Annotated in this window: 20 protein-coding genes; all 20 read right to left on the reverse strand. The window is 29.9% G+C overall.

The window, feature by feature from the left end; translation table 11 throughout:
- Positions 1-126: 126 nt before the first annotated feature.
- On the reverse strand, positions 127-885 hold the full coding sequence (locus VCM48_RS07440; protein ID WP_099215480.1) for a hypothetical protein: 759 nt from the start codon (positions 883-885) through the stop codon (positions 127-129).
- A complete protein-coding gene (locus VCM48_RS07445; RefSeq protein ID WP_482272169.1) occupies positions 879-4,181 on the reverse strand; it encodes a toxin VasX in 3,303 nt (1,100 codons plus the stop codon). Before VCM48_RS07445 ends, VCM48_RS07440 begins: the two co-directional genes overlap by 7 nt.
- A 23-nt stretch (positions 4,182-4,204) precedes the next feature.
- Positions 4,205-4,981, reverse strand: a complete 777-nt coding sequence (locus VCM48_RS07450; RefSeq protein WP_482272170.1) for a hypothetical protein — start codon at positions 4,979-4,981, stop codon at positions 4,205-4,207.
- A gap of 2 nt (positions 4,982-4,983) precedes the next feature.
- Positions 4,984-6,597 (reverse strand): PAAR domain-containing protein, encoded by a 1,614-nt coding sequence (locus tag VCM48_RS07455; RefSeq protein ID WP_482272171.1) that lies wholly within the window; start codon positions 6,595-6,597, stop codon positions 4,984-4,986.
- Positions 6,598-6,619: 22 nt separating this feature from the next.
- Positions 6,620-8,464 (reverse strand): type VI secretion system Vgr family protein, encoded by a 1,845-nt coding sequence (locus tag VCM48_RS07460; RefSeq protein ID WP_274639664.1) that lies wholly within the window; start codon positions 8,462-8,464, stop codon positions 6,620-6,622.
- 131 nt (positions 8,465-8,595) lie between these two features.
- On the reverse strand, positions 8,596-8,994 hold the full coding sequence (tssD, locus tag VCM48_RS07465) for a type VI secretion system tube protein TssD (RefSeq protein ID WP_073184365.1): 399 nt from the start codon (positions 8,992-8,994) through the stop codon (positions 8,596-8,598).
- Between the two features lie 291 nt (positions 8,995-9,285).
- Positions 9,286-9,780, reverse strand: coding sequence for a hypothetical protein (locus VCM48_RS07470; protein ID WP_482272172.1), 495 nt, complete (start codon positions 9,778-9,780; stop codon positions 9,286-9,288).
- Positions 9,781-10,144: 364 nt separating this feature from the next.
- A complete protein-coding gene (locus tag VCM48_RS07475; RefSeq protein WP_482272173.1) occupies positions 10,145-10,768 on the reverse strand; it encodes a hypothetical protein in 624 nt (207 codons plus the stop codon).
- Between the two features lie 2 nt (positions 10,769-10,770).
- Positions 10,771-11,343, reverse strand: a complete 573-nt coding sequence (locus tag VCM48_RS07480; RefSeq protein ID WP_482272174.1) for a hypothetical protein — start codon at positions 11,341-11,343, stop codon at positions 10,771-10,773.
- 8 nt (positions 11,344-11,351) lie between these two features.
- Positions 11,352-12,935, reverse strand: coding sequence for a LysM peptidoglycan-binding domain-containing protein (locus VCM48_RS07485; protein WP_482272175.1), 1,584 nt, complete (start codon positions 12,933-12,935; stop codon positions 11,352-11,354).
- A gap of 6 nt (positions 12,936-12,941) precedes the next feature.
- On the reverse strand, positions 12,942-13,727 hold the full coding sequence (gene tssD / locus VCM48_RS07490) for a type VI secretion system tube protein TssD (protein WP_482272176.1): 786 nt from the start codon (positions 13,725-13,727) through the stop codon (positions 12,942-12,944).
- Positions 13,728-13,763: 36 nt separating this feature from the next.
- The gene (gene tssR / locus VCM48_RS07495; RefSeq protein ID WP_482272177.1) at positions 13,764-16,088 is read right to left on the reverse strand and encodes a type VI secretion system protein TssR domain-containing protein; all 2,325 of its coding nucleotides are present in this window, start codon (positions 16,086-16,088) and stop codon (positions 13,764-13,766) included.
- 2 nt (positions 16,089-16,090) lie between these two features.
- On the reverse strand, positions 16,091-17,023 hold the full coding sequence (locus VCM48_RS07500) for a PKD domain-containing protein (protein WP_274639658.1): 933 nt from the start codon (positions 17,021-17,023) through the stop codon (positions 16,091-16,093).
- Positions 17,024-17,033: 10 nt separating this feature from the next.
- The gene (gene tssO, locus VCM48_RS07505) at positions 17,034-17,480 is read right to left on the reverse strand and encodes a type VI secretion system TssO (RefSeq protein WP_274639657.1); all 447 of its coding nucleotides are present in this window, start codon (positions 17,478-17,480) and stop codon (positions 17,034-17,036) included.
- Positions 17,481-17,483: 3 nt separating this feature from the next.
- Positions 17,484-17,981 (reverse strand): type VI secretion system TssO, encoded by a 498-nt coding sequence (tssO, locus tag VCM48_RS07510; RefSeq protein ID WP_482272178.1) that lies wholly within the window; start codon positions 17,979-17,981, stop codon positions 17,484-17,486.
- 12 nt (positions 17,982-17,993) lie between these two features.
- A complete protein-coding gene (locus VCM48_RS07515) occupies positions 17,994-19,163 on the reverse strand; it encodes a hypothetical protein (RefSeq protein WP_274639655.1) in 1,170 nt (389 codons plus the stop codon).
- Positions 19,153-20,031, reverse strand: coding sequence for a TssN family type VI secretion system protein (locus tag VCM48_RS07520; RefSeq protein ID WP_440122612.1), 879 nt, complete (start codon positions 20,029-20,031; stop codon positions 19,153-19,155). The genes VCM48_RS07515 and VCM48_RS07520 overlap by 11 nt, the downstream gene beginning before the upstream one ends.
- Before the next feature lie 14 nt (positions 20,032-20,045).
- Entirely contained in the window at positions 20,046-20,990 is a 945-nt protein-coding gene (locus tag VCM48_RS07525) for a hypothetical protein (RefSeq protein ID WP_274639653.1), read from the reverse strand.
- Positions 20,975-23,416: an AAA family ATPase gene (locus VCM48_RS07530; protein WP_482272179.1), complete on the reverse strand. Its 2,442-nt coding sequence runs from the start codon at positions 23,414-23,416 to the stop codon at positions 20,975-20,977. The genes VCM48_RS07525 and VCM48_RS07530 overlap by 16 nt, the downstream gene beginning before the upstream one ends.
- Before the next feature lie 2 nt (positions 23,417-23,418).
- Positions 23,419-25,200: a hypothetical protein gene (locus tag VCM48_RS07535; protein WP_482272180.1), complete on the reverse strand. Its 1,782-nt coding sequence runs from the start codon at positions 25,198-25,200 to the stop codon at positions 23,419-23,421.
- Positions 25,201-25,215: the final 15 nt, after the last annotated feature.

Genomic DNA, 25,215 nt, shown 5'->3' on the forward strand with positions numbered 1-25,215 from the left:
ATCTATGCGAATCACTATTAACAGAATTTCTAGGCTTAACATATATCTTTTTTTCTACCCTATGGTAATATTTTTTGAGTTTTTCTGGGTTTTTATAGCTCTGGTGGGTTATATTTCGGGTAAAGTCTACCATCCACCAATACGTTTACGTTCTGCTTGTTGCTCTTTAGTAGCCTCTGGCGTTGATATTTTACTTGGGTACAGAGGCTTAGGAAATCCCTCAGCTTTTCTACGCTCAAAATCTTGTTGACGATATGGATCAAAAGCTTCTCCAGGAGGTAGCGGACGGTTTTTATCCATATACCAAGTAATAAAAGACATATCTTCATAACACTCGCTTCCTACATAACCAGTAATAGCAAATGTTTGCCATTTATTGGGACGTATGATTTGTAATTGAAAACCTCCAACTAAATCCTCTCCTCCTGTACTATAAGCAAATTCTGTTTTTTTAAACTCCATCGTTATATTAGGTTGCCATAAAAAACCAGTAAAAGTTACTAATCCGTCTCTACGATTTAAAATATTTTCTTTTTTAGGCATCGTCAATCCAAAAATGATAAAAAACATAGTAGAACAAACCGAAATAATTAAAAGAGACCAGTCGGCAGTATCTCTTGGTTCATTTAAAGGAAAAATAAGTAATAAAGATAAAATTAATGACGCTCCTCCAAAAATTACTGGTACTATAAAATAAGCAGTTTTAGTTACTAAAAATTTATCATTATAAATAATATAATCAGATCGTTTCCTTTCAATATAGCCTTTGTCAAGCTTACTTGGTTTAACATGAATTTTTTTTACAACTCGATGGTAATATTTTTTGAGTTTTTCTGGGTTTTTATAATCTTCATGGGTTATTTTTCGGGTAAAATCTTTTACCATGGTTTGTCTGTTTTTAATTCTTGTAAAGAAGCAATAGTAACATCTTTGTTTTGATCTAAGTCGGTAATGTACAATCCTGCACTTAAGGCTCTTAATCTTATTTTAGCTCCTAAATAACGTTCTTTTTTTTGTAATGAATATGGAAAATATAACTGCTGACTCTCATCTACCTTTAAACGTAGAGCAAATACTGCTTCAGACTGTGAGGTTATTTTATCTTCATGTGATTTTGGTACCCAAAATTTCACCTCTAAAGCCTCCCTGTTCTCTCCATCGTAAATTTTATCCACAGTACCAACATTCATAGTTATGGGGCTTCCATTTTTTACTCCTTTTGGGTAGAAGAATATATGAGTTTCTACCTGATTAGGATGATTAAAAAAACGACTAAACACCATTTTAGCACTAAAATACGAAGCTGTTTCTATGGAAGATGCCCCCCCTCCATATGGGCTATAACTAGTATAAATTTCTGTTTTAGAATTTACAGGTTTAAACCCTATTTGTTTACACACGATACAATCAAACAACTTAGCTTGGGCATCTATAGGATTCATAAGTGAATCATGATAATCATCATCTGTTAATAATTTTCTATTTTCTAAAATTCTACGGGCGTAGTCCATAGGTAATTCTTTTGAGCGCTTAGGAAAGCCTTCACCATATGAATCACTTAATAAGAAGTTTTTAAAAAAGGTTTCCAACTCACTATCGGTAAGTAATGATGCTATAATTAGTAGCCCTACCCCTATAGCCGCTGCTATCCACCCTACAGGACCTGTGGAAGCAAAAACAATTCCTAAAGACGCCATAGAAGATACCCCAAAAGCAACCCCTGCACCAATCATAGCAAGACCAGCATCCATATCTCCTTTATCCATTGCTTTATAACTATCATAAAAACACACACCCACAGTTATCACTCCTCCTAATGCAGTAAGAGAGTTTGAAATTGAGCGAACCAAAGAACCTTTTGCAAGCTTTTCACTTATTATAGTTACTTTAGCTAGACTCATACTTGCTTCACTTAATTTCACAATAGAACCAAAGGCATTCACTTTATCTTTTTTAGTACTTCCTTCACTGGTTACTTTGACTACTGCCATGCTAAAATTATACAATTCCAACAAGGCAAACATTCCGTTAAAAACCTTACCATTAACTATTTTACTAAGTTTATAGTTTTTAACAGCTTGGGCATCATTACTTACATTTTCTACTACTTTTACTTTTATTTCGTAGTTTGTACTTCTTCCTTTTTTACGAGTGCGATAGGTAAAACCATCTTTACCATGGCTTTCTTTTAAAATACGTAATACATCCGTACGTTTACCTGTGTATTTTCCTTTTTTAACATATTCTGGATCTAACTCTACTCCTAACTCTTGTAATCGTAATTGAATGTCACCATCAATTATTTCAAACATTTCTTCGCCAAAAACTTTTAGATTTTTGTTAAGCTTTTCAACAATAAATTTTTGACGTTCTTCTATAGACTTGAGTAATATTCCATCTACTTCCTTAAAACTTGATGCTTGACCAGCACGATATTTTAAATTCTTTGTATATATCCCAACTATTTTTTGGCTAAAGCTCTCGCCTTTACTAAGTACTTCTTTAATATTTAAAGGTGCCGCTAATAATGCCAATAGAGGGTCTAAACCTTCAAATCCTTTTGCTTTACTTTTAGTTTCTTTGTTTTTTACTCGCTCAGGATATTTATCGTCTATCACATCATACAACCAGTTTACCCATTTATCATTTTCTACATAATCTTTTTTTAGTAATAAATGTCTATCAAACTTATAAGGGTGATAACTTAAAGGATCAATAATATTTAACATAAAATCTCTCCCTTCTACAATACGTTCTGGGTGATTTCCTAAAAAATCGTCTAAATAGGTTCTTACATATGTAGAACTTAATAAAACACCTAAATCTTCTCTATAATTTAATAAGATTTTTCTTGCTTGCTTACGTTCCTCAACTCCTAAAATACCTTTTAGTTTTTCATGGTCTAAACCATAACCTATATGTCCACTATTTTTTCTATAGACCATTCCTTTTTCTGCCATGCTGTAATATTCAGAATACATGGGTCTAGGATCTAATGAATGTCTATCATCAAAATTAAACCAACCAGGTGAACCTCCATCAAATTTTAAGATCGCTTTATCATCGTTATACACCATCTGATAACAAGTGAGTGCCAATGTAAATAAATGCCCATACTCTTTATCTTTAGGCTCAGGTGCTTGTATTTCTTTTCTTTCTAATCTACCTAACGCCTCTTGTACTGATTCACCTGATTGTATTGCTTGAGTTAATGCTTGTAGCTTTAATGTTTTTTCACTTACAACCTCACTTATATCTGCTGCGCAACCTGCTGGGTCATGTAATGTGATAAACATATCTTCAAAAACCTCATTATCTCCTTTTTCATCTTGTTTCTTTTCATCTGATAATATTGAGTCTAGCATCTTTTCAAGTGCTCCTGCCCTTGGATGGTTACCAGGAAACGTTGCTCTTACGTTTGTAAATGGTATAACATTTTCATGTTTTTCTTCTTCTCCTTTTTTTATACCACTACAATCTATCAACTTCATACGTTCTTTACGCTTATTAGCATCCGTATTCAGCTCATTATGATAATCTCTACTCCATTGTACAGGAGAGTATGCTACCCAATATTTTTTTCCTGGTTCTATTATTAACTTATATTCGCTCTTGTCTCCAGATGGTTTTCGAATATCTTTATAATTTCCTTTTTCATCTTTGTTGTATGCCCATATAATATGCTGTAGCTGTCCACTTTCATCAACATATAGTTCGTGGTAATCGTTTTGATCTTCATCGTTAATTAGATAAATATATCCTTTATTTAGAGCAGTTCGGGCTACATAAAAATTATTAATTTGAGGCAACTCTTTTAGTGATAACACCTCTACTTCTTCTAACTCAAGCGTACTGTTTTCTGCTGCATTTGTATTCTGGGTATTAGAATTACAAGTAGCTACATTTTTACATACTGCTTTATCATCTTGTATTAAAACCCCTTTGGTTATTCTCGGATCGTTATATTTAGGCGCATCTACATCTTCTTCTGTTTGGTTTTCCGAATTCTTATCAAACAAACCATAACGTAAAAAATGTAAACGAATACCCGGTTTTAAAGCTTCTTTTTCTGGGCTTTTTACAGGTTCCATAACACCACCTCCAGTACACTCAAAAAAATACCTAGCAACTACTTCATTATATTCTGTTAGTTGGTTTTTTTCTAAAATATCGTTAGCCATTTTTTGTTTTTAGTTTTTAGTTTTTAGTTTTTAAAAAATACTTTAAGATACTTTCCTCTTTCAAAATATTTTATTCTGAAAATAAATTTGTTTTTGTATAAAACATCGTAATTGTAAATATTCGAAGTAAAGTGAGGTTTGCTATTTTTTGCCAGCTCTAAGCTCTTAGAAAATGAATTATAATTTAATAATGTATCTTCTAAATATATGTTAGATAAAGTATCATTTACTGATTCAATTTTATACTCATCTTTTTTTATCTCCGTATTCGTAAATCTTGATATAATACTTTCTATATCTCCTTTTTCTTCGTCTATTATAAATTTAAATATTAAGTTCTCTCTATCATTGGGGTTTGCATTTTCAACAGGTCTTAAAAACTCATAATCAAAAAAGCTTGCCTTTATTTCTTCTTCTGTTAATGACGTTTTTTCAATTAGCTCTTTTGCAGATTTATTTATTGCTACTTCCCCCTGTATGCTGTCCGCTTGAGGTTTCTTCTGTTGTTTTGTTTTTCTTTCTATTAGATCGTTATAAACATACTGAAATATACTTTTTATTTGTTGAGCGTTACCTTTAAAGTTAAACACATAGTCTGCTTCATAATCGTTTATGGTAAGCTGTTTTATTTCAAAAGCTTCGTTTTTATTTTCTACTTCTTTTTCTGCTAAAAGAAATGCCCAAAAAACAGCTAGAAGTGCTACAATAATTGTAATAATTTTTATGAATTTCTTTTTTGTTTTAAAAAAAAGAATGAACATAATAGTTATTACAACCAAAAGAATAAAAATTAGATTCATAATTATGAAGGTTTAATATCTACAAACACTGTAAAAGGTCTAAATTTATTAGGGCTTTTTAAATTCTTAAAATGTTGTAAACAAAACATTGCTACCAAACCTGGCACCCATTGTTTTGCCTTTCCATTGGCTCCACCATCTTCCCATCCTGCTCCAAAAGTATCTAAGAATAGTACTCGTTCTATTTCAACTTTGACTTCTTGTGTTTTTTCATTTTTTAAGACTTTGTACTTTGCTACACAACCTTGAATACCTCCTATAAATGTTGCTGACTCATTTACATTGGGGTTTAATGAAGATGATACACCATAATAAGGAAGTGAGGTTCTTATACTATATAAGTTAACTCCGGTTGATCCATTTATTGTTCCGTCTTTTTCATACTTTTTTTTGAGCTCTTCTTTTAAAGAAGACACGAACGACTTAAACCTTTCTGAGTCACGCATTTCTATAGAAGGGTTTGAACTTTGGTTAAATTCAAAGTCTTTTCCTCCTCCTGAAAAAAAGTGGTTTGCTAATCGTATTCCATTTTCTCCAAAGCCATCTTCTATATCAGAAAACAACCAAAGTGTGACTTTCATTTCTGCTTTTAGATACGCTTCAGGATAAGATTTTGTTAGCTTTACATTGAAAATATCATAATCTGACATTCCATTTTGCTTCATTTTAGCTTCATCAGGATTGTCTGCATATTCCCAATCATAAGCTCTTTGCCCATTTCTATTAACAATAACCGTATTTCCTTCTTCTGTAATCCAATTTCCTTTTTTTACTTCTCCTGTTTCTACCTCGACAAAACGATCTTCCTTCTCTTCTCCTGAAGCAGGAGTAGCTACTACATTATTGGATGGTGTTGTATTACTTTCTGCTTGCGTACTTACTATTGTATTGTTCTTTTTTTGTGTATTACTTGTACTCTCTCCTTCTTCTGAAACATCTTCAACCTCCCAAGTAACTTCTACTTTTTTATCTTGTACTGTTCCTGTTAATTCTACCACTTCTTCTTCATTTGTGGCTGTACTACCATTTTCATCGGTAGTTTCAACAGGTTTCTTTACTTTAAACGTAATACTTTCTCCTTCTGGTATATTATAAACATAAGCTCGTAGTGTTACTTCTTTTAACACTTTTGACTTCCGTATTATATTCTTTTCTTTTAGCCATTGTAAATTATAAATTCGCGGTTCTCCTTGCTCTTCTTCTTTTAATTTTTCTTGATTTTCTTCCGCTTCTTTTATTTTACTATTGTGAGCTAATCTATCTACAATACTAATTTTTGGAAATGGTATCTTGTTTACAGGCATATTAACTGAAGGAACTGGCGCAGCACTACCTACTATAATATTAGCTTCTCCTACTGTTATTGTTCCTCCGTGAGCTGTTAGGTCTCCCAAACATGCTACGGGTTTTCCGTTAATTAAAATGTTAGGAAATCCTTGTGCTATGGTATCTGGTGGTCCTACACAGGTACACATACTACCTATAGTGGCCACGGGTTTCCCGTTAGCTAATACATTTGCTTCTCCTTGTGCTATTGGTCCTCCAACATGAGGAGTTGTTCCACTACACATAGGACATACATGCATACTACCTACTGTTGCTACTGGTCCTGGCATATGTTATAGTTTTTTAAAAAGATTACATTATATCAAACTTACCGCTTGCTCCTTGTACTACAGTCATTTGTCCTTGTACTTTTGTTTGCTGTCCTTTTAATTCGGCTGCCGCTTGACCTTCAATAGTTGTATTTTGTCCTTTAATAGTAGCTTTACTACTTGCCTCAATAGCCACATTTGCACTACTTGTAATGCTAGCATCTTTATCTGCCTGAGCTTTAATTGCTCCTTGAGATAAAATTGAAGTGTCTTTTTCTGACGCTGTTTTTATTTCTCCTTTTGCTTGTAGTTCAATATTTTCTTCTGCAATTATTTTCACATTCTTAGCAGAAAACTCCATAGTTTCAGCAGACTGAACAAACAATGATTTTTCTTTAGTATCAAAAGTTATAATACTTCCGTCTTTGTCTTTTATGGTTATTTTCTCCTTATCTTTTGTATCATCTAACTCAATCGTATGTCCACCACGCGTAATAATGCTCTTTCTTACATTTTCTTCATCTCCTCCTGCTCCATTTTTACCTGTAAACATGCTTCCCATTACAAAAGGACGATTAGGGTCGTTATGTTCAAAACCTACCATTACTTGATCGCCTATTTCTGGAATAAATACAAACCCTCTATTGGTTTTAGTAAGGTCACTGCTTCCTGCATCTGGAGTCATTACACGAATAAAATCTGTTTTTGCTCCAATAGCTTCTTGCCAGTAAAACTGAACTTGTACACGTCCTTTACTTTCCGGATCTTTATTACTTACTACCTTAGCTACTTGATTATTAGCTATAGCTGGTGCTATATTTTCGTTTAATGGTAAACTTTTTGTGTTTGCAGGGACAGCTTCAAAGGTATTATGATATGCTCCTCCAACATCAGCATAGTGACTTATTTGAGTTATAATATATTCTCCATACTGTTTTACAGTATACTTTCCTTCATCATACTTTGCTGCGCTTACTTTTATTATAGTTCCTAAACAAAGTCCTTTTGTTACCCCACTTGCTTTAAGCACATTACCTCCTGCACTTAACCCTTGTAAACGCTTTTGTAAATACTCATCTAATGATGATTTATCTTGTAAAAACACATCACTTACCCCAAAGTCTTTTACTTCTTTATAAACTTGTTCTGATGCTTTTAGTGCTGTATTGGCTAAATCGTTTAGCCCTTCATTATTTGCTTTTAAGTCACCTTCAAAAAACTGATCATTTAACGAATCGTAACTATAAGTCGCTAAAGTAGGGTTATACGTTTTGGTTTTTATTTGTAGTTCTTTTAAATCTTTACTGTATTCTAGCTCTATTGGTTTTTGACCTTCAGATTCAGGCTTTCCAAAAATAACGTCTACTCCGTCAAAGTAAAACCATTCATTATATTGATACGCTAATCTTTGAAGGTATTTATAATCACTCTCTGCGTATTGACATTGATAAGGGATTACTGTAGTATATGTTGGACTTACCTTATTTTTGATGGTGGTAGCATCTAGGATTTCTGAAACAATACTTCCTAAGTCTTTTTCTAACCAAGATTTTTGCTGTTTTCCATTTTCTAACAAGACTGTTTGAGACAATCCTTTAAGTATTAATTCGCCGTGTAATCCTATTTCATTATGACGCATTGATACATCTAACACAACTCCTACAAAAGCTTTCCCAGAAACATTGGTGGTAAGTTGTTTCCCTAACCATTCTTTTGATTTATCTAGTGTGTAACTTCCCGCTTCTTCTACGGTTTCTATGTCTACCACTACTTCAAAAGTATGATGCTTATATAAAAATTGGTTAATTGTAATTGTTTTATAGCTCTTTACAAAATTACCATCAATGGTAATTTGCTTATCTAATGCTTCTTCTTTTATCTTATGCATGGGGGTATTTTTTCTTTGTTATAGTTAACTATCAACGCTTTTTTTTGACAAAAAAAAGACCTTCCTTTATAAAAAGAGAAGGTCTTTAATAAATAAATTATATAAAACTAAAAGTTATTTAGTCCTTCTCATTAAGCTACTGGCCAACGGTTATCTAAGTTAGCATTACCAATAAGTAATTCTTCAGCAGAGAAAGTAACTGTTAATTTCATTGGAATTTCATTGTTCACATCTAACTCTTCTTTGAAATAAACGATGTAAGCGTTTTTGAATTCCACTTCTTTCATTTTTGAATCTTCATCAGTTTTCTTGAAAACAATTTTTCCATCAACAGACTTAAATTGGCTATTTACCATTGCCTCAATAACAGAGGTATCTGATGTAGATTCGATAGTTAAAGTAACTCTTCCTCCATTTACACTTGAAGATGGTTTACCTTTTGTGTCTGTGTTTCTGTTTAAGCTGTATTCAGCTTCTAATACGTCGAATTCTTTTCCTGCGAATTCGAAACTTGCTCTAAATGATCCCATAGTTTCTTTTTTTTGGGTTAAATAATTAAATTAAAATACTTTTTAGAGCTTTCTCCATAAAAAAAGAGAAAGCTTTAAACAATATAAAACCTTCTCTTTTTTTATTTTTTGGCGCCATTCTATAAGAAGAAAGAAGATAACAAATATTGCCTTATGTGATGTAAATGTATGTTATAGTTTTCTTACTACCAAATTTTTATGTAAATAAATTGTTACTTTTTTTAAAAAAGCTTAGCCTTCTGTATTAAACAAAGACTATTGCTGATTAAATTGATTTTACGTTCTTTAAAACTATTGGGCTTTTGAAAAGTGTTTTATTTTAAACCCCATATTTTCATACAAAGTAATAAGCTCATCTTTATCATTATAATCTTTAATGTCTTTTACTTTCCAACTAACTTTTTCTTTTGTGGCTTCATCAACAAGGTTAAATAAATGCATCATTGCAACTTCTTCAAGTCCTTTTTCTTTTCCATTTCTATCTTGCAAAAAAACCTCTTTACTTCTAATTTTATCCCACATCTTTACCCATAATCCGGATTCTTTAACTGAAGGCGTGTTAATAGTATCAATATCAAAAACTTCTATTTCATTTTCTTTAGAGTTTATTGCTACTAACACAGCTACTCCTTTATTAGTTGTTTCTATTACACATTTTACTCCTTCACCTACTCGTTCATCTAATAAATACTTAATTTTTTTTAAACGGTTTCTTTCTAACTCTATTCCTTGTTCTCTCTTTTTTAACTCTTTTAATTTTTTTCTAAATATCAGTTTAAAAATCATATATATAAATTTAATTGAAAAACTGCTATTAAGACGTTTATAGGTTGTAAGAAGAAAGAATTGTATTATATAAATTGGCAGCTACCATACTATAATTTTGTAGTAGCCTTTTTCTTCTTCAAAATATAAGGTTAATCTTTTTTAGCAGTTTCACAAAAGTAGTAAGTTTTTTATATTGACTGACAGTAATTACTAATAATATATAGAATCAAAGATGTTAAGGTTTAGTTGCTAATTACAATGGTTCACCTTAGCAAAAACTAATCTTGCAGTATTGTTACCTCAGATTTTTTTTAGTGCCTAGAGGTTGAAAATTTATATCTAACTCAAAATTATAAATCGGAACTTCTTATTATAAATAATCTTATTTTTTTATTTTCTTAAAATAACCTTGGGTATCTATTTTATACTCATTTATATATGTTACTCTTTCAATTTCTTTTTCTTCTTCTATATCGTAACAAGATTGTTCATCAATAGTTGTTATTGTATAATCTTTATCAATTTCAAAACTTCTATCCCATCCACATTCATAATTCTTTCCTCCTACGACAATCAGTTTATCAACAGTTTTGTTATTACTGCTTATAGTTTGTAGCTCAAAATATGGCAAATAATAATCTTGTTCTTTATTTGAATAAATAAATAAAAGTACTTTATACTTATTTTTATCTGGAAACCTCTTATAAAAATATCCTTTTCCTTTATAAGGATAGCTATCTTCCTCTTTAGCGTATAACTCCTCTTTTAATTTAAACACAGTTTTATCAGAAAACAAAAAATTCAACTCAGATTTCTCTTCTATTTCTTTTTTCTGTTTTAGGCTATCTATAAGAGCAAATAAAAAATCATTATTATAATCATATGAATACTTATAAGGTAACTTTTTTATAGAAATTGTATCTAAACTTTTATTCCCTTCTACCTTACATTGAATTAAAACAATAGAAAAAACAAATAAAACAATTAATGTTTGTTTAAAGTACATTGTTAATTTTTCAGTATCTTATTTATTTCTCTCTTGATTACATCAATTTCTTCTTGCTTGACCAACAACTCGTCTTTAGACAAATGTCTATCTTTTATAAAAAGAATTTTATTTTCTTTTAAAAAAATAGTGTCTTTAACTAAAGTTACCTCAGACTCATCTTCGATATTATAATTAGTAATAGTATTAATTATTAAAAAAGCATTATCCAGAGTATCTAGATAAAAAGAATATGAATTCGACTCTCTTATATCTTTATTATCAGAACTAATTGTATACTCAATATTTTTATCTCCTGTTTCCATTTCTTCTAAAACTTCGACAAAAATAGTTTGATGTCCTTTCTCTAAATCCCCTCCTCCATTAGGCTCAAGGTTTTCAGACATCCTTATTCTCTCTGCTTTTTTTATACATTCTTCTGAAACTTTCTTTCTATCTATATTTATTATAGAGTCATTTTCAATAATGACATTTATATTATCAGGTGATTTTAAGTTTGTTCCTCCTCCTAATTTACAATTAATAAAAAAATGTAGTATTACTATAAAAAGCGTTATAAACTTATATTTTGACATAGTTTTCATTATTTAAAATTTGCTTTAAACTGTCTTGAATGTAAATGGTGATGATGTCCCGCTAAATGGTCACATTTTTTTAGACTCTGTTTTTCTTTTTGATCTTCTTTTAATTTAAATTTGAAACTATAAAACTTAGGCCATCCAAACTTCACAAAAGCATCAATCAATTTTTCTTGTCTTGTTATATCTAATTTATTGGCTCCTTCAACACTATCGATATGAAGACTAGCTCCTGTTTTATCCTTACGCAAATACCTAAAATCTCCATGCTTTCCATTCACATGTGTTTTACTTGGAAAGCCATGATTATCTTTGCTTGTAAAACCAATCATTGTAATATCTTTATAACCGACCCCAGCTATTGCTCCTAACACACAAGCAAAAGCATTTGGATGAATATAGGGTCTGGTACTATTAGACATTAACTTAAATTGAATAGGTATACTTTGACCTGTATAATTTTTACTATCTATTTTGATTAATGGTGTTTTATTACCTGTTTTTACATATTTTCGAATTTTTCCTTTTTCACCACCTTTTGTCCCTTTAACAACTATCTTATCAGCATAGGTATATTTTTTTCGACCGTTACTTATAACTTCTTCTTTAGTATAACCTTTTGGTACAGATTTTAAGGTTTTCCCATATCCATATTCTTCAACTTGAATCACATCGTAAACATCTTTTAAACTATGTTTTTTTCCCTCCTTATCATGATAAACATATTTTACTTTTTTTACTTCTTTGTAATCTACCTTGTCAAGGTACCCCGTATGATAAACCCCTATTTCTACCACATTTTCACTCTTCAACTCAAACCAATTTTTTTCTCCATAATACCATTGGTTTGGTGTTAAGTCAAATACCTCATCATAAAAAACTTCTTTCCAAGAAGCTCCTACTGGTTCTGCATCAACGACCATAAACAACTTTGTTTTTTTGTCAGTTGTTTTATTTAAAGCTTCTCTGTATTTTTTCTGATCTTTCTCTTCTTTAGGTGATAGTGTAACTGCATCTATTGCAAAGTTTCTAAAATCTTCAGCATTTGATATGTTCTTTTTATTTTGCTCTGTAAATCTGCTTACATACGTTTCTACAACACTAGTTTTTTTACCATCCTGTTGTAAAACTATAGAACTATCTTTTGCTACCAAACAATCTTTTTCGGCTTGTTTTAAACTTAACTTTATACGTTTATTAGCCATATTTTCAGTTTCAACCACCATATACACCTCATCTCCTAAATTAGCATTAGCTAGTTTTGTAAACTCTATTTTTGGCAGAGTTAAAGGAATATCAATACAATCTCCTTTAGTATATGAGTCTTTTTTAAGTACCTCTACTATGTGAGCAACTGTTGTCTGCTGTTGCTTTTTTTGTAAACCTCCCTTAATGTTTTTATAAATAATTGTTGCTATTTTTTCCTTACGAGTTTTGGTGCTTGTATTATTGCTCCCTTTAAAAGTATAACTTTCAGTTTCACCTGTTTTCTCTGTACCTTTAATTTCTTTTTTTGCTAAATAAGCTTTTTTTACTCGTTGGATTTTAATTCTTAGAGTATTACTTGGTTTTACGGTTAATGTTGGCATAGCTAATTAATTTTCTATTGTTTCTCTTTCTCCTTCTTGTTGAACAACTACACGTAACTTCAATTTATGTTCACTACTAGTTACCTTAAAATCTTTTATAATATCGTTTTCTATAACCTTATCATTATATACAAAATCTTTTGTGTGGTTACTTAAATCAATATCTATTGTTTGTCCTATAGCATTTTCTGTTTTCAATACTAAGTACACTTCTTCTCCTGTATGTGGTTCTGCCTGTTTATTACCTTGAAGGTCGGTATAATAACAAGTAAAGCGTGGTGTTGTATCTTCTTTAGCTTTGTATGGTGCGGCTTCTTTTATTGGTATAAAACTTTCTTGCCAGTGTTTTATATAGCGTGTAGTAGTTTTTTTACTCCAACTAGAGTTGTTAAAAAATCGGTAATCTTGCATGGCTGGAGATATGGTTAAAGTAACCTGCATACCTAATTGATTACAAAATTTTTCATGATAATTTATAAGGGTAGCATCTTTAAAGCTGTATTCAAAGATTTCTAATCCGTCAAAATCATCTTGATAAAAAACAACTTTTCCTTCTCTTAACTGATATAAGTTAAAGGGATATGATACTTTTTTGTTCTCGGTTCTGTCGGCAATAATCCATTCTAAAAAACTATCGTCATACATTTGTGATTCAAATGTAACCGAGATGGTTCCTCCCATTAAGGCAGAGGTAGGTTTTCCGTTCCAATCAATAAGTCGATCGTAATTTAAATTTGTTTTGAAAAGTTCTCGCTCTTCTCCACATACAAATAGCTTTGCTTTAACATTCATTTTTAGGCAATTTTCGGGGTTCTTCCTAACTATTAACTAGGGCAATAGTTCTAAAGGTATAAAGTACACTTCACTTTTATAACCTTCTTCTACTTTTTGCAACTTATTTTTTAAAAATAATTCCTCTAATTTATCTATTTTTTCATACTGTTGAAAATAAAATTTCTCAAAACCGTTTTTTTCTACTCTTTTTCTTGGTAGTTTATGTATTCGTAAACAATAATAACCTTCGTGATTTAGAGGGATTCCTGATTTAAAGTAAAATAGATCGGCAATTGTTGCTTTTCTACTTAAAACATATCTATAGGCTGCTTTGTTTAATATTTTTATTTGTTTTTGGTATAGGCGTTTTATTACTCTTCGTTTTTTTCTCGTAATTGGTTTTGCCATTTGAGGAAATGTACTACGGTAATTTTCTATCAACTCTATAATTTCATCCTTATCAAAAACATATCCTTTTTTAATAATACTATCGTTAAGTAATGATACTTTTTGATATAACACTTCGTGTAAGTTATTTCTACTTAACTGAAAGAGTCGTAAACTATCCGTGTTTAACTCTTTATACCTTGTTTTTATCGTAGCACTTGGTTCACTTCTTAAAACTCCTAATTTTTTGTTGAAGTAATTTAACGAGGATATAAGTTTATCATTGGTTAAAACAGACCTTTTTAAAACAGTATCTATCGTTTTTTCTAAAGACAAAGGAGTTAAGGAGCTTTCTATTCTTGGAAAAACAACTCCTCCATTAAACAAACTATTATCTGGTGCATCATACACATAGATATTATCTTCGTCTGCAGGTACTTTTTTAAGTATATTATTTTCTACAATAATTTCATTATCTACAATAAAATTCTTGATAAATTCATTATAAAACTTCCCTGTTTTATATAAAAACTCTTTACTTCCTAATATGTAATTTTGAGATCTTACACTTTTATTATTGTCTAATTGAGCAAAAATAATTTTAGGTGATTTTTTAGCTATTTTTTCAAAAAAAGCATCTTTTTGCCTTTTAATATCATTTGTACTCTCTTTACTTGAAGCTATGATAAAGAAGTTGTTTTCAAAACGCTTTTTTTCACCTGAAAAATTATCTATTGCATAATTAACTGCCTTTGGAATAGACATTGTTTTTTCTGTATATTCTAAAGCTAAATTATTTTGATTACTTTCTATAAAAGACTCAACAAAACTAATCCATTCAGAAAAGGAACTTGTTTTTTCTAATATAGCTGTTCCTTTTTTATCCACTAATATTGCTGAAAAACTGTATTTAGTTTCGGTAGGTTCTTGAAATAAGGTTATGTATAAACTTTGTAAAGAGTTTAGTATTTTTTTTAGGTGCTCGCTTTCTTCGTTTTTAGAAATAAAGTGGAAGTTTACTACTTTAGATTCCTCTTTCATAAACTTTATTTCTTTTGTGTAGAAACTGTTTCCTTTTACATTGATAAGTTTGTTTTTATCATGATTCCAAACATGTACTGGAGCTATTAGATCTTTAGTAACATCTATTTTCAAATTTTTATATCCTGTATATACATATTTTGACAATACATCTTCACCTGTAAGTTGAATTGTATCTTTATTACTAACTGCTAATAAACTATCAGTATTATTTACAACGTATACTTGATTTTGTCCTATGCGAGTAATTAAGTTTGATGGTATCCAGCCTACTGTTTGAGAAGTTGAATCTTTTAAAATAGGCTTATCTGAAACAAATACTGCTTTTCCTTTTTCATCATACTTATAAGGATATACTATTTGATTGGATACTAACTTCTTATTTGACTTTGTTCTAAAAAAAGGATCTTTAAATACATTTACAGAATCTACTTCCATATAAGGTTTTAAATCAAAAAGCCTTAACGTTTTATCAGTACCTACTTTGTATTTTATTGGCTTATTGTTACAGGTTTCTATAAAAGAGTGATTGTACTCTATAACATTATTTGCAGGTATCCAACCTAAATACTCTACTTGCTCTGCATCTTTAAAGTTAAACTTATCTCCATAAAACATCGAGAATAAGCCTTTTGGTTTCCCTATTTGATCTGGGTTAGCTATTACTACTTCATACGAATTCTCTTTTTCATCAATTACATATAAAGGAGTTAACAACCCTTTTTTCTTAAATTTTTCTTGAATGTATGGTCCTTTATAAAAAGAATTGTTTTCTCTATCTGAAAAAACCATTTTTAACGAGGCATCGTGCTTTGTTTTTACTTTTTTAAGATAGTTAAACCTATTTTCTTTTACTTCTTTTACTTTTTCATATTTTCCTATAGTTTGTGATATGATAGGAAAGGAATATAGTGACAGAAAAAAAATAAAAAGTGTTATTTTTTTTTGCATTATTATCTTAGTAAACTTTGTGTTACATTTAATCTTTTGAAACATTTAATTGTATCTATTTCAACTTTATTAATTATTATTTTGCTTCTTTTTTTATTTTCTAGATAGTGTAAACCTTGACAATAACTAAAGAAGTCATTATACCTTCCCCCATTAACAATTACAAGTATGTCTTCTGCTTGATTACATGTGTAATTGTTCTTTATATAATTTAAGTTCTTATAAAAAGTTCCCCGATCGGTAACCTTACTATCGGCTATTGCTTGAAGTCTTTTTCTAATATCATTTTGAACAACCCCTAAAGAATCAACTTTTTCTAATTCTTCAACTTTTTCAAATCTTGGTAAGATTCTTATGTTATGATATATGGGGTATTTTAATGTGTTTGTTTGAAGCTTTACCCTGTAATCCCCTGGTTTGCTGTACCTATAAATAACTTGTTCTTCATAAGCATCAACTGTTCCTGTTTCTCCAAACTCCCAATACCAAGTGTTTATTCCTTTTCCTTCGGTAAAAAACACTAATTCTTCACCTACATAACCTTCATCTACTCCATGTAAGGTCACCAAAGAATCTCTAGGTGACAGTTTTGGCAATGAAACTACTCCTATTTGTTTTGATACTGTGAACTTATCGTTTATTTTGATTGACACAAGATATTTACCTTCCTTATGGTATTTATAGTCAATATTACCTCGTTTCATGATAGAATCTCCATTCCCCATGTGCCACACTACTTTTCTCCCCTCAACTAAACTGGTATCGTTTAGAAGGAAAAACAATTTTTCTCCAACTTCAAATTGATAATTACTATTAGACTCAGACACATAAAAATCTAAGTTACTAAGTCTTGATTTATAAGGTGCAAATATTGCTAGTATAAGTACTAATAGCGCTATAAAAATTAAAGCCGACAATTTAAATTTATTAGACATACTCTTATATTTAAATGTTAGCTTTACATTCTTCTAAATTCTCTTTCAAAACTTTATTATTTCTTTTTAAAGCATTGTATTCTTCACTCAAATCGAAAAACATTTTAAGCGTTTTTGATGATTGAACTCCAAAAATGTATCGGTTATTCATATCGTTATCTCTATAGATTTTTTTGTATAGTTGAATTTCTTTATCTAATTCATCTAACACCTGAATTTGAATAACATCAAAAGGTATTTCCTGAATTTTTTTATGTGTTTTCTTTATTCTTTTTGTATAGTCTTCTTGAACATCAAAAATTTCTTCTGAAGCATCAATACTATTCAGTAACTCTTTACTCTCTACTACAGGTACTTTAAAAATAAATTTAGTTAGTATTATAAACACCACTGTAGAAATTATTATAAATAGAAGAGAGAACCTTATTTTTTCCCAAAAAACTTCGTGTTTATCCATAGCTTAATCTTTATTTAAATCTTTATTTAAGTCCTTATACTTTTCCCTGCATTTTTCTAATTGTTCTTTATTAGCTTCTCTTGTGTTGACTTCTTTATTGTAACTTTCAAGAAGTGACTGTATATTTCTTATTTCCGATAAAAACTCACCGTAAATTTTATAGTAGTTATTTTCTTTTTTTGTACTATCAATACTTTGTCTTATCTCAACCCTAGTATTGGTAATAATCTTTTGCATTTGCCTATACTCTCCTATATTTCTTCGTTTATTTTTTAAGCTGTATAAATTTTTAAAAAGTTCTTCCATTTTAAAATTTAACATTGCTTGCTTTTTAAAAACTTCATTATAGTGAGATTGTTTACTTTCAATTAAAACAACTCCTTTTTCTGCAATAATTAAAGTGACATATAAACAGAAAAATACAACTATTGCTGTTAAAGAAAATGACGCAAAAAATTTAAGAATTTGTTTTTTTCTTTCTTTGTGATTTAAAGCCTTCATAAGAAACTAGTGTTAATCAATTATACTCCAAGTGCTATTATTACCTCTATTTCTATTGAACTGTGAACCTGACTCTTCGTTAATTACAATATTATCTTTTCTTTGTCCTATATACTCTAGTTCACTCATCTTTTTAAACACACGCTCTAACATAGCCACAAACCTATTTAACACATCAAAAGTTTCTGCAATTTCTATATGATTATACTTAACATTTACAGCATCTACTATAGCATCTAGAAAATCTGAAGGTTTAATGTCTGTCCATTGATAGTAATATTGTAATAGTTGTTCTTTTTCTTTGTCATCCATTATACTTAGACAAATAGAAAGTTTGTTTGCTAATACAACTAGCCTATCTACTAAATACATAGGAGATCTACTAACCGAAATATTTTCTAGGTTAAAGATGTTATCACTATAATACTCTTGTAGTTTTGCACAGATTGAAAAAGTATTAGCCACTAATTTGTTACTGCTCTTTTGTCCATTATTCTTTTTAAATATTTTAATCGAATAATTTTTAGATTTAATAAGAACCTGTAGCAAACCTTTACTAAAACCTTCTAATCTTTCATTTGAAGATAAATTAACTACTGGAGGAACATATCCTTCGTCAATTGAAAACAACCCGTTAGTCCACAAAACTTTTCCTATAACTAAAAAATGTTCCTTTAAAAAGCTTGTATTAATTTTTGAAACAGGAAGTGTATGTAATTCTAATTTTGGTAAAACATTTGGATGGTGTAGTGGTATAACTTCAGGATCAGGAACACCCACTGGCAAATATTCAAAAGGAGACAAAGACAGCATTATATAAAACTCTTCACTTTCTGTCTTGTCAAAATCAGACGTTTTTAATGTTACAGAAGGTGAGTTCGCTCCATACAAATCATAATGATACATAATTCTATATCCTTTTTCTGTAATCGCATTACATGATTTAAGTTTTATTACTAAAGAATTATCCCCGTCACTTAAAACATCTAATTGTAAGTTTTCAAAACCAGCTCCACCTTCTATTAAACCATACTCATAATTTTTAAGAGAAACCGAATTATAATCCTTTATAGTTTCAATTGTATTATTATAATTTTTAAAAAAATGTTCCGCAGATATTTTTACTCCGTCAGTCCAGTTTATAGGTAAATAATTCATTTTATTATTTTTCTTATTCATCATCAATAGTATTTAATGCAGTTCTTCTTATGTATATAGTTTGTTTATTTCTAATTCTATTAAATTTCCCATCTTTTTCAGCATCCAAAACTTTTGTAAACAAAGGGAAGTTAAACCACTTATTGGTATAAAATATCCAGCCAATTGGTTCTCCGTCTAAATAAGTATCAATCATTCTATCAGGAAACCTAAAATTCTGGTCTTCAATAAAACGGTTAAACCACATACCTACAGACACCTCCATAGGTAACTTTACTGAAAAAGAGCTATAGTTTTTATCTTCAGGGTTTCTTTTAATCTTAACTGTGACTTGTATTAGTTTAAAAACATCTACATTATCCCAATACATATCAGTAGCTCCATTATCTGAAACATTCCAAGCTTTATAAAACGGTTTTGATATATTTAAAAAGTAACCTAAGGACATTGAGTATAATAATGGTAGTACAAACCAAATTATTGACAACATAGCCCAAAGTGCATAAGGGAGGGTACTTATTTTTTCAAAGATTAGATAATACAACCATGCAGATAGAACCATTACTATAAAAGCAAAAAATAGTGTATGGAATTTATTATCTAAGCCTATAGATTTATAAAACTTCGTATTCTGAAAGAGCATAAAAAACACGCCTATAAAAAGGTAACATAAAACCGTAAGTATTAATCCCACCCATACAAACTCATACTTTAACAAACTAATAAAAACAGGTGCTATTAAAATAAGGGTTAGTAATAAAACTAAAACAATTGCCTTTTTTATATTGAAAGATTTTTTAGCTTTTACTATATTATTTAACACCATTAAAGATATAATGGCTATTAGAGGTGCTAAAAGAAATTTTAAAAAATATACTATTATTATGTTCATAACTTTTTCTTTTCTTATTTAATTAAATATGAGTCATACCCTAAAAATCTTTCTGCCAAAACAAAAGATTGATCAGAATTCGTTTGATAAGTGATATGAATTTTTCTTGAGGAAATTAAGAAGAAGCTCAGTACTTCTTTTATTTGCAAAATACTTTTCTCTAAAACCTTAAAGTTTTCAACTTCTTTTTCTAACACTACTACTACCTTTACATCATCTATCTCACTGTAAAGCTTTCCACTTAAACCTAAATCAACTCCTAAAATGGCATTTCCTAAACTTAAAAAAGGAGATTCATTAATAACGCAAGGCACATAGCTTAGTTTTACTTTTAAGCCTAAAACTATTTGTATTAATTTTTCTAACTCTACTAAGTTCTCTTTAAAAAACTCCGACTTACATAAATTAAGGAATAGTTTATACAAAGATTGATCAGAAACTTGCAAATCAGAACCTATAATTTGCTTAAAAATATTTAATAGGTTTTGTTTTGATTTTTTATCTGAGAAAAAATTCAAGCTCCTATTATTAATTCTAACTCTTTCTTTAAAAATTTCAGTATCAAAAAGAGTAAAAAAGTTAATATCTCCTTTTTCTTTTTCTCTATTCCTACGAATCGTATCAACCACCTCTCTTTTGTTATCAGAATTAACCCCTAAAGAGAGAGGATAGAACAAAATTTCTGGTAATTGATGGTATATACTATTTCTACTTAAGTTAACAACTAAATTTTCTTCAAAGCCAGCATCTTTAGCTATAAAGTTTGAATCGACAGATAAAACATCTTTAGACTGAGCTCTACTATTCATACCGTGATTTTTTACGATTAGCGTCTCAGACACATCTTTATCCAATAAGAACTCTAGCTCTTCAACAAAAACTTCTCCAATAAAGTTAGATGCCATATTACGAACAAGATCGTCAACTACAACATCATTTTCTTTTACACTAGCTCCCATACAAGATTATTGTTTTTATAATCTAATAATACATGATCTCCTTTATTGACTTGTTCAGAAACTATCATTTTAGATATTACCTTTTTCACATATGTTCTTACAACTCCAGCAATAGGTCTAGCCCCATACTTTTGAGAAAAACCTTTTTTTGATAAAAACTCTAGAGCTTCATCAGAAATATCTAATACTATTTGTTTTTGTTGCTCTAACTGCTTTCTAAGTTTATTAAAGTGTATCACTAAAATATCTTGTGCTACTTTTTGATTAATTGGTGCAAAAGGTACTACCTCTGTTAACCTTCCTAAAAACTCAGGTCTGAAGTGTTGTGCCATTACTTCTATTAACTCATTTGAAGTAGGAATTTTCCCTTCTGTTATTTGTTCAGCAATCCATTGACTACCAATGTTAGATGTAAAAATGACAATAGCATTAGAGAAGTCTCCTTCTCTACCTAGTTTATCATGAATCACACCCTCATCCATTAATTGAAGAAAAACATCATATACAGAACTGTGAGCTTTTTCAATTTCATCAAATAAAACTACTGAATATGGACGCTGCCTTATTTTAGTTACCAACATCCCTCCTTCTTCATACCCAACATAACCTGGAGGTGCTCCATAAAGCAATGCTGCAGAATGTTCCTCTTTAAATTCAGACATATCAAAACGAATCATCGCCGTTTCATCGTCAAATAACAACTCAGCTAATGATTTAGTTAATTCAGTTTTCCCTGTTCCTGTAGGACCTAAAAAGAAGAAAGAACCAATTGGTTGTTTAGGATTACTAAGACCACTTCTCGACTCTATAATAGCATCTGATAATGTTTGAATAGCATTCGATTGACCTTTAACTCGCTCTTTTAATCTTTTATCTATATTGAGAAGACGTTCTTTTTCCTCTGTCTGAATTTTACCTAAAGGAATACCTGTTATTTCTGACACAACAGCTTCTATATCTATTTCACTTACAACATCTATAGATATCTTAGCTAGCTCTTTTAGCATAGATAAGAATTCATCAACCTTAGATATTTCTTCCTGTAAATCTGGATTATCAGATATTAAATTAAATGACTTGGTTACTTTTGAAGTTTGAATAACACTAACTTTTCTATAAATAGTATTATAGATTAATTGTAAATCAGAAAAATCAAATTTTTCTGAATCCTTAACTTCATTAAATTCTTTTTCTATTTTTCTAACTTCTCCTAATACCGTAGCATTACTCATCTTTACAGCTGCTACAGTTTTATCTATTAAATCTATTGCTCCATAGGGTAATTTTTTTTCTTTAAAATACCTTTTTGAAAGATGTATAGATTCCTCAATTGCTCTATCTGAAATTTTAATATCAAAATGTAGTTCTAGCCTTTTTTTGTGTCTATGTAAACATTTTAACATCTCTAAAGCCCCCAATTCTTCTAACTTCAATATTTCTAATTTACCATCTATAGGGTGTCTTTCAAGGTTTTTTCTGTATGAATCTGAATTAATAGTAAAAATCATATTAATTCGTCCTTCACTTAATTGAGCATTTAAAATATTTACAATGGCATTGGTTTTTCCTGAAGAGTTTTCTAGCAACACATGGAGGTCATCCACCACTAATATGGAAGGAGCATCAATAGACTCTAACTTCTCAAATAATTCTGAAATTTTCTTGTTTACATCATTTTCAGAACTTGCTCCTGCTAATAGTTTTGGAACATTAAGTTTAAATACCAAATGACTTTTTAAATACTCATCTGTACTATTACTCAACTCTCTTACAAAGTAATTTACCGTTGCTGTTTTCCCTATACCAGAATCTCCAACTAGAATAACACCTTTACTTTCTGACCTTTCAAAATTTTCTAAAATTAATCGTACTTCTTTCTCTCTACCTAAGATTAAGTTTCCCTTTTGAATTACCTCTTGTGTTTGAAGATCTTCAATATATGAACTTATTGCCGAAATATTTTCTTTTGCATTTGACTCTAAAAAAGTAGGAGTATTTGCATTGTAGTGTTTTAAAATATCTTGCTCGGTTATTCCTAAAGTTTCAATTTGTTGGCCAGAATATACAACACCTTCTCTCACTACTGCTGTAAAAATGCATAACGCATCAATATTTTCTGTTCCTAATTTTATTTTTGAACGCTCAGACTCTTCAAAAACTTTAGCGACTTCGTTATCTGGATTTACATCACTTGAAGCTTGTAGAGGACTCGACTTATACATTTCTTTCATTACCTCAAACCACTCAAGGACATAGCTAGCATCTTTACCCATACCATCAATAATCTCCTCTAAACCAGTAGGCTCATTAATTAATGATGTTATTAAATGGCTAACGCCATAGGTACTTTGATTTTCTCTGTAAGCAACACTTTTAGCTCTTTTTATGCTTGATAAAGCACTTGAACTGTAATCTTTTTCTATCATTTTTAAATAAAAAATACTTTATAAGTTATATTTGATATAGATCTCTTTTCCAGTTCCTTCTCAAGATAATAACTGAAAAGGGTTTGTTTTTCTGTAGAGATTAACTCTTTTTTTGTTTTAATATGTATATCAGTGGTTCTTATCAAACCTTTTTTCTTTTCTTTTGAAATTGCTACACCATCTTTTATTGAAATTTCTTCAACAAAACGCCCTATTTTACTATTAACAAAGCTTTTTACATCTTCTCTTGTTACAATTCTTTCTCTTGTAAGCAATCCATAGCGTAAACCGTTTATTTTGTCGTGTTCTTCCTTTCTAATATAACCTCCAATTGTATCAGTCTTTAACTTTATCTTACTATCGATAAACTTACCTGTTCTATATTGATTAAAAGTGTAACTTGTGTTAATTCCATTAGCCTGACTAGCATTTGTTAGCCAATATTGAAACTCGTAATTAAAAGCTTCTTTATGCGGATAAGTCAATAAAAAAGTTTTATCATTAGTTGCATTAACCTCTCCAAATTCTAAATGAATTTTTTTATCAATTTCATCTAGTTTTTCATGCAAGTCATCTAAATAGGCTTGTATAATATCATAACCTATTGAAGAAAAAGCACTCCCTTCTTCTCTTACTGTTTGTGAGGTTTTACTCAACATCATTTTAGCACTTCTAGTATCAAACCTTCCTATATCTCCAAAATATAACGAGTAACCACCTTCAAGACTTTCTGTAGAGTTTCCTATAACATTTGCATAACTATTTCCTTTATCATCATTTAAACTTTCAATATTTAAAAAATAGTCTACACCTTCACTAAGCACAGATAAAATTCTACCATTTTTTCTAAAATTATGTTGTTTATACTCAAGTTTTCTATTAACTACTGGAAAAGTGTTTAAACTTACATCTATTCCTTGCAGTTTATCTTTAGAAAAAACCTCTGGAAGCTTTACTTTAAACCACAACAACTTCTCATTTAAATCTTCTGGTTCAACGAAAAAATCATCCTGTTCACCAAACAACTCTGTAATTGTTCTTTTTGCCTTACAAGATTCATTTAAACTTAACGTATAAAAACAATCTTCATAAAACGAAACAACATCATCAAAATAATGAACTTCACTATTCTTGTTTATTAACTCTTCCTTATCTAGAAACATTTCATTACCATCCACATCATAAACCTTCATTGTTTTTAAAAAAGGTAAGAGTGAACTATCTTTTAAAATAAAACAGAGAGATAAATTGCTTGTTTCCTCTAACAATTCACTTGAAACATCCACTCCAAACCAAAGTTCATAATCTTTAATTTTATTCTCTTGAGATAAATAAAGAGCATCTTCTATATTTCCAAATTGATTTTCACTTATTTGCAATTTATCATCATACCCCAAATATTTAACAGAGGCATTTATAAGTTGTTTTGCGATAATAGGCGTAAAGAAAACATCTAATTTTTCTTCTCCAAATCTTCTTTTTGAGCAATAAAAATGATCTGAAACATAAAGCTGTGTAGTATCATCTTCTGGTTGTGCTTTTAGCAAAGCATGTGAAGGTGACGGTAAAGACCACTTGTTACTTACTAATATCCTAGACAATCTATCTAGTAATTCTTTGTCTGAAACATCTACTTGTTGATGTAATTTTGATATTTCATAAGCAAAAGTATGTAGTAATAAATCTAAAATAGGGTCGACACTTCTTTTGTCTTTAATTCCCCATAATTCCATCGAACGCAAAAGCATTCGATTTTTAATTTTCATAAAGTATTCGTCTCTCATTGCGTTTTTTTTCTT

Source organism: Tenacibaculum sp. DPLXC6, from assembly GCF_056815515.1.

Excerpts from the sequence above, each read along its gene's own strand:
- tssR (WP_482272177.1), bottom strand. The coding sequence starts at position 16,088 with ATGCAAAAAAAAATAACACTTTTTATTTTTTTTCTGTCACTATATTCC.
- VCM48_RS07535 (WP_482272180.1), bottom strand. The coding sequence starts at position 25,200 with ATGAGAGACGAATACTTTATGAAAATTAAAAATCGAATGCTTTTGCGT.
- VCM48_RS07470 (WP_482272172.1), bottom strand. The coding sequence starts at position 9,780 with ATGATTTTTAAACTGATATTTAGAAAAAAATTAAAAGAGTTAAAAAAG.
- tssD (WP_482272176.1), bottom strand. The coding sequence starts at position 13,727 with ATGAATGTTAAAGCAAAGCTATTTGTATGTGGAGAAGAGCGAGAACTT.
- tssD (WP_073184365.1), bottom strand. The coding sequence starts at position 8,994 with ATGGGATCATTTAGAGCAAGTTTCGAATTCGCAGGAAAAGAATTCGAC.
- tssO (WP_274639657.1), bottom strand. The coding sequence starts at position 17,480 with ATGGATAAACACGAAGTTTTTTGGGAAAAAATAAGGTTCTCTCTTCTA.
- VCM48_RS07485 (WP_482272175.1), bottom strand. The coding sequence starts at position 12,935 with ATGCCAACATTAACCGTAAAACCAAGTAATACTCTAAGAATTAAAATC.
- VCM48_RS07500 (WP_274639658.1), bottom strand. The coding sequence starts at position 17,023 with ATGTCTAATAAATTTAAATTGTCGGCTTTAATTTTTATAGCGCTATTA.
- VCM48_RS07440 (WP_099215480.1), bottom strand. The coding sequence starts at position 885 with ATGGTAAAAGATTTTACCCGAAAAATAACCCATGAAGATTATAAAAAC.
- VCM48_RS07515 (WP_274639655.1), bottom strand. The coding sequence starts at position 19,163 with ATGATGAATAAGAAAAATAATAAAATGAATTATTTACCTATAAACTGG.
- VCM48_RS07530 (WP_482272179.1), bottom strand. The coding sequence starts at position 23,416 with ATGATAGAAAAAGATTACAGTTCAAGTGCTTTATCAAGCATAAAAAGA.
- VCM48_RS07460 (WP_274639664.1), bottom strand. The coding sequence starts at position 8,464 with ATGCATAAGATAAAAGAAGAAGCATTAGATAAGCAAATTACCATTGAT.
- VCM48_RS07475 (WP_482272173.1), bottom strand. The coding sequence starts at position 10,768 with ATGTACTTTAAACAAACATTAATTGTTTTATTTGTTTTTTCTATTGTT.
- tssO (WP_482272178.1), bottom strand. The coding sequence starts at position 17,981 with ATGAAGGCTTTAAATCACAAAGAAAGAAAAAAACAAATTCTTAAATTT.
- VCM48_RS07455 (WP_482272171.1), bottom strand. The coding sequence starts at position 6,597 with ATGCCAGGACCAGTAGCAACAGTAGGTAGTATGCATGTATGTCCTATG.
- VCM48_RS07525 (WP_274639653.1), bottom strand. The coding sequence starts at position 20,990 with ATGGGAGCTAGTGTAAAAGAAAATGATGTTGTAGTTGACGATCTTGTT.
- VCM48_RS07520 (WP_440122612.1), bottom strand. The coding sequence starts at position 20,031 with ATGAACATAATAATAGTATATTTTTTAAAATTTCTTTTAGCACCTCTA.
- VCM48_RS07450 (WP_482272170.1), bottom strand. The coding sequence starts at position 4,981 with ATGAATCTAATTTTTATTCTTTTGGTTGTAATAACTATTATGTTCATT.
- VCM48_RS07480 (WP_482272174.1), bottom strand. The coding sequence starts at position 11,343 with ATGTCAAAATATAAGTTTATAACGCTTTTTATAGTAATACTACATTTT.
- VCM48_RS07445 (WP_482272169.1), bottom strand. The coding sequence starts at position 4,181 with ATGGCTAACGATATTTTAGAAAAAAACCAACTAACAGAATATAATGAA.